Source organism: Candidatus Zixiibacteriota bacterium (assembly GCA_018820315.1).
GTDB lineage: Bacteria > Zixibacteria > MSB-5A5 > JAABVY01 > JAHJOQ01 > JAHJOQ01.
Map to the genome: position 1 here is coordinate 1 of JAHJOQ010000045.1, position 3,095 is coordinate 3,095.

The 3,095-nt window shown below is 49.4% G+C and carries 5 protein-coding genes; 4 read left to right on the forward strand and 1 reads right to left on the reverse strand.

Going from position 1 to position 3,095, the window contains the following annotated elements; genetic code table 11:
• The coding region (locus KKH67_04060) for a transposase (protein ID MBU1318352.1) at positions 1–277 on the reverse strand (277 nt) is incomplete at its 3' end.
• A 338-nt stretch (positions 278–615) separates the two neighbouring features.
• On the opposite strand from KKH67_04060, the gene KKH67_04065 reads away from it, so the two are divergent.
• The 4 genes from KKH67_04065 to KKH67_04080 all read left to right on the forward strand — a co-directional run bounded on the left by KKH67_04065 (position 616) and on the right by KKH67_04080 (position 2,709).
• Complete coding sequence (locus tag KKH67_04065) at positions 616–1,059, forward strand: hypothetical protein (GenBank protein MBU1318353.1); 444 nt, start codon at positions 616–618, stop codon at positions 1,057–1,059.
• A 50-nt stretch (positions 1,060–1,109) separates the two neighbouring features.
• Positions 1,110–1,274 (forward strand): hypothetical protein, encoded by a 165-nt coding sequence (locus tag KKH67_04070; protein ID MBU1318354.1) that lies wholly within the window; start codon positions 1,110–1,112, stop codon positions 1,272–1,274.
• A 120-nt stretch (positions 1,275–1,394) separates the two neighbouring features.
• Positions 1,395–1,577 (forward strand): hypothetical protein, encoded by a 183-nt coding sequence (locus KKH67_04075; GenBank protein ID MBU1318355.1) that lies wholly within the window; start codon positions 1,395–1,397, stop codon positions 1,575–1,577.
• 127 nt (positions 1,578–1,704) lie between these two features.
• Positions 1,705–2,709 (forward strand): fibrobacter succinogenes major paralogous domain-containing protein, encoded by a 1,005-nt coding sequence (locus tag KKH67_04080; protein ID MBU1318356.1) that lies wholly within the window; start codon positions 1,705–1,707, stop codon positions 2,707–2,709.
• Positions 2,710–3,095: the final 386 nt, after the last annotated feature.

A 3,095-nucleotide genomic window follows, 5' to 3' on the forward strand; every position in this document is an offset into this window, starting at 1 on the left:
GACTGCCGCAAAAATAACGGTATCGTATGTCATAACGGATATGCTTCGCGATCGCTCGACAACTGCGAACTCCATCACAGTAAGCGAAAAACAGCACCTTCAGCTGCATCGAAGGATCAAAAAATGAACGACCTGCTTCACTGTAACGGCTATAAAGAACTGATAAGTCCAGACGATCAACAACATGCTCCACCGCTCGAACCAACCGTTCCTCTTCCACCAATTCTGCTCGACAACTGATCTCCAACTGGCGAGGATCTTCAGGAGTTAATATCATCTCTTACCTCATATCTCTATTATCAGACATACAGATAATAAAAAGACGATACTTAACCGCCTCAACCAAAACTTGTGGGACAGCCTCTCCGCGTGAACCAACAGGAAATGCGGCATTTGGCTTGACAGGGTGGGGTGATCGTGGTATATTTCGTTTGATATTGAAATATGCAACGACAGATTGGGGCTGTTGATGTATGGAGAGTAATCGGCACAGCAGGAACCTAATCTGGGGGATGAGGGGGATGAATCACAGAAGACCATTTACGGCCACTCAAAGTGTGCCCCATATCGAGCCTGCCAACTGCCGACTTTCTTCGAAGAGGTGCGTGAGATCAGATGTCAACTGAGGACGCCAAACTGGATAAGCTTGGAACAGTCGCACCCAACATTTGGGATATGTATCGGCTGCTGTTCGAGACCCGCGTGGGCAATCATGAGAACAGGCTCTATTTCTTCCTGGCAGTTGATACGCTCTTAATTATCGGGTATTTGAGTCTTTTCCAAGACCAGTTAGCGAGCCTTTCGTTCTGGTTCATAGTCCCTTTCTTGTTGCTCTTCTTTCCGGCACTTGCGCTCTTGGTGGCATTCATCACGGAAGGGACTAGAGTGCCTTGGTTCGGGGTCGACGACTTAATCCGGGTGTTGGATCAAGACCTGTTTCATAGGGAGTGGGTAATATCGACTTGCGTATGTGCTTTGCTCACGTGGGAGTTTCAGAGGCGAGCAAGCTACTTAGGCGGTGCTTTTGCAGTGTCATTCTGTCGTTGTTATGGTTACTAATCCTCTTCATTGATCGCATGTGTGAATCCTCTACTGCACTGTATGAACGTATGATCATTCTTGGGTTGATTGCTGCAGGAATCTGCTTCGTAGTTGATGTTGCTTGGACGAAATTGAAGGGCGATCAGCAGGAAGACAAATGCCACAACGATGTCGTCAGAAAGAAGCTGTCGGGATGGCTCAAGAAGACGGAAGAGGAGAAAGAGAACAAGTGAAGTAGGGTGGAACGCGTTCCACCGAATCTTCTTCGCTTGTCTGGTGAGCTACACTCCCTGCAATCCGTCAGCATGGCCTCGTGGGCGAATAGACGATGTGAATCAATAGGATGGTGGAACATGTTCCACCCTACGGAGCTGGAACCAGAAGAAATCAACGAGTTGTTTGACTTCAATGCTACAAAGCAGAACGTGACCGTGCGACTTCCAAGAGGAAAACGGAAGTTTGAGGTCTTTAGGGAGCACAGACCAGCGATGAAAATCACAAGGTCTCGACTTGACAAGTGGGAAGTCCCGGATTGAATGCTTGTGCATGGTCCTTTTCGCGTGGCAATAAGCGATTGGTCGGGCTAAAACAAGATGTCCTCGGCCGATCGTATTTGCATCGCTGCAGAACATGAAATGACAACTAATCGTCATTGGAGGAGTAATGATAGTCCACAGATTAGTCCCAATCATTCTATCGTTTCTGATAGTATTTGTGCTGCTCTTGATCGTAAGTTGTAGCAGCGACGACACGTCGGCCAATTCCCTGAGTCCGAATCTGCCAACTGTTACCACTTCCCCAGTTACTGGAGAAACCCAAACCACGGCAGAGTGTGGTGGCACGGCCACATCGGATGGCGGGTCTCCGATAACAGCTCGCGGGGTCTGCTGGAGTACAAATCCGTCTCCAATTGTAGCTGATCATAGAAGCAACGATGGTATGGGGACCGGAAGTTTCGCCAGTTCGCTAACTGACCTGTCGGCTGGCACGCCGTATTATGTTCGAGCCTACGCTAGTAACAGAGTTGGTACGGGTTTTGGCAGCGCTCATTCCTTCAGAACTTCTTCTGCCTCAGGCACAGTCACAGACATTGATGGCAATGTTTATCAAGCCGTAACAATTGGCACCCAGGTGTGGATGGCGGGAAATCTTAGAGTGACCCATTTCCGCAACGGAGATCCTATACCTGATGTAGCGGACAGCAGTACTTGGTCTGGCCTCTCTACCGGTGCTCATTGTGCTTACGATGATGACGAAAGCTATGTATCCGTTTATGGCCTACTTTATAACTGGTATGCTGTAGATGACAGCCGAAGCATGGCACTGGACGGCTGGCATGTGCCGAGCTACGCCGAGTGGGTGACGCTAGTTAATTATCTTGGAGGAGAAAGTGTTGCAGGTGGTAAGTTGAAACAAACCGGGACCACTCATTGGGGAAGTCCTAATGCGGGGGCAACCAACGAAAGTGGCTTTTCCGCACTGCCCGGCGGGAAGCGCAACTATCTTGGTACCTCCCATGGTATGGGCTACTATGCCTTTTTCTGGACATCCTCGAAGAACCCGCCTGGTGGTGCGTTCAGCCAAAACTTGGCGTTCCACGGCCCGGAGATCACTCTTACCGCCTACGGCGAGCGTGCGGGGTATTCGGTGCGATGTGTCAAAGACTGATGTCCCAGGTTCTTCTATTCCAGTCAAGCGAAACCAAGTCGGTGGAGGCGAAGCGAATGTGTGTTGATGGGATTGGTCGATCCCCATGTTTCGGTCTGAAATTGTTACGCTGGCTCCGCGTCGAGGCGTTGACCAAATGGAGTCAAGTAGGGTGGAACGTGTTCCACCATCTTGTTGATGCTCATCGTTTACTCGCCCAGGAGACCATACTTGATAGGATTGTAGTGAGTGTAATCTCAGAGGCGCGAGGATTAGTAACGGTGGAACATGTTCCACCCTACGGAGCTAGTGTCCCGTCAACATGATATTATTGGGCATGTCATTGACTTCCGAAATTGTTTGCGCTATATTTGTGCAAACAAGGAGGTGGTCGATGAAAAAGTACA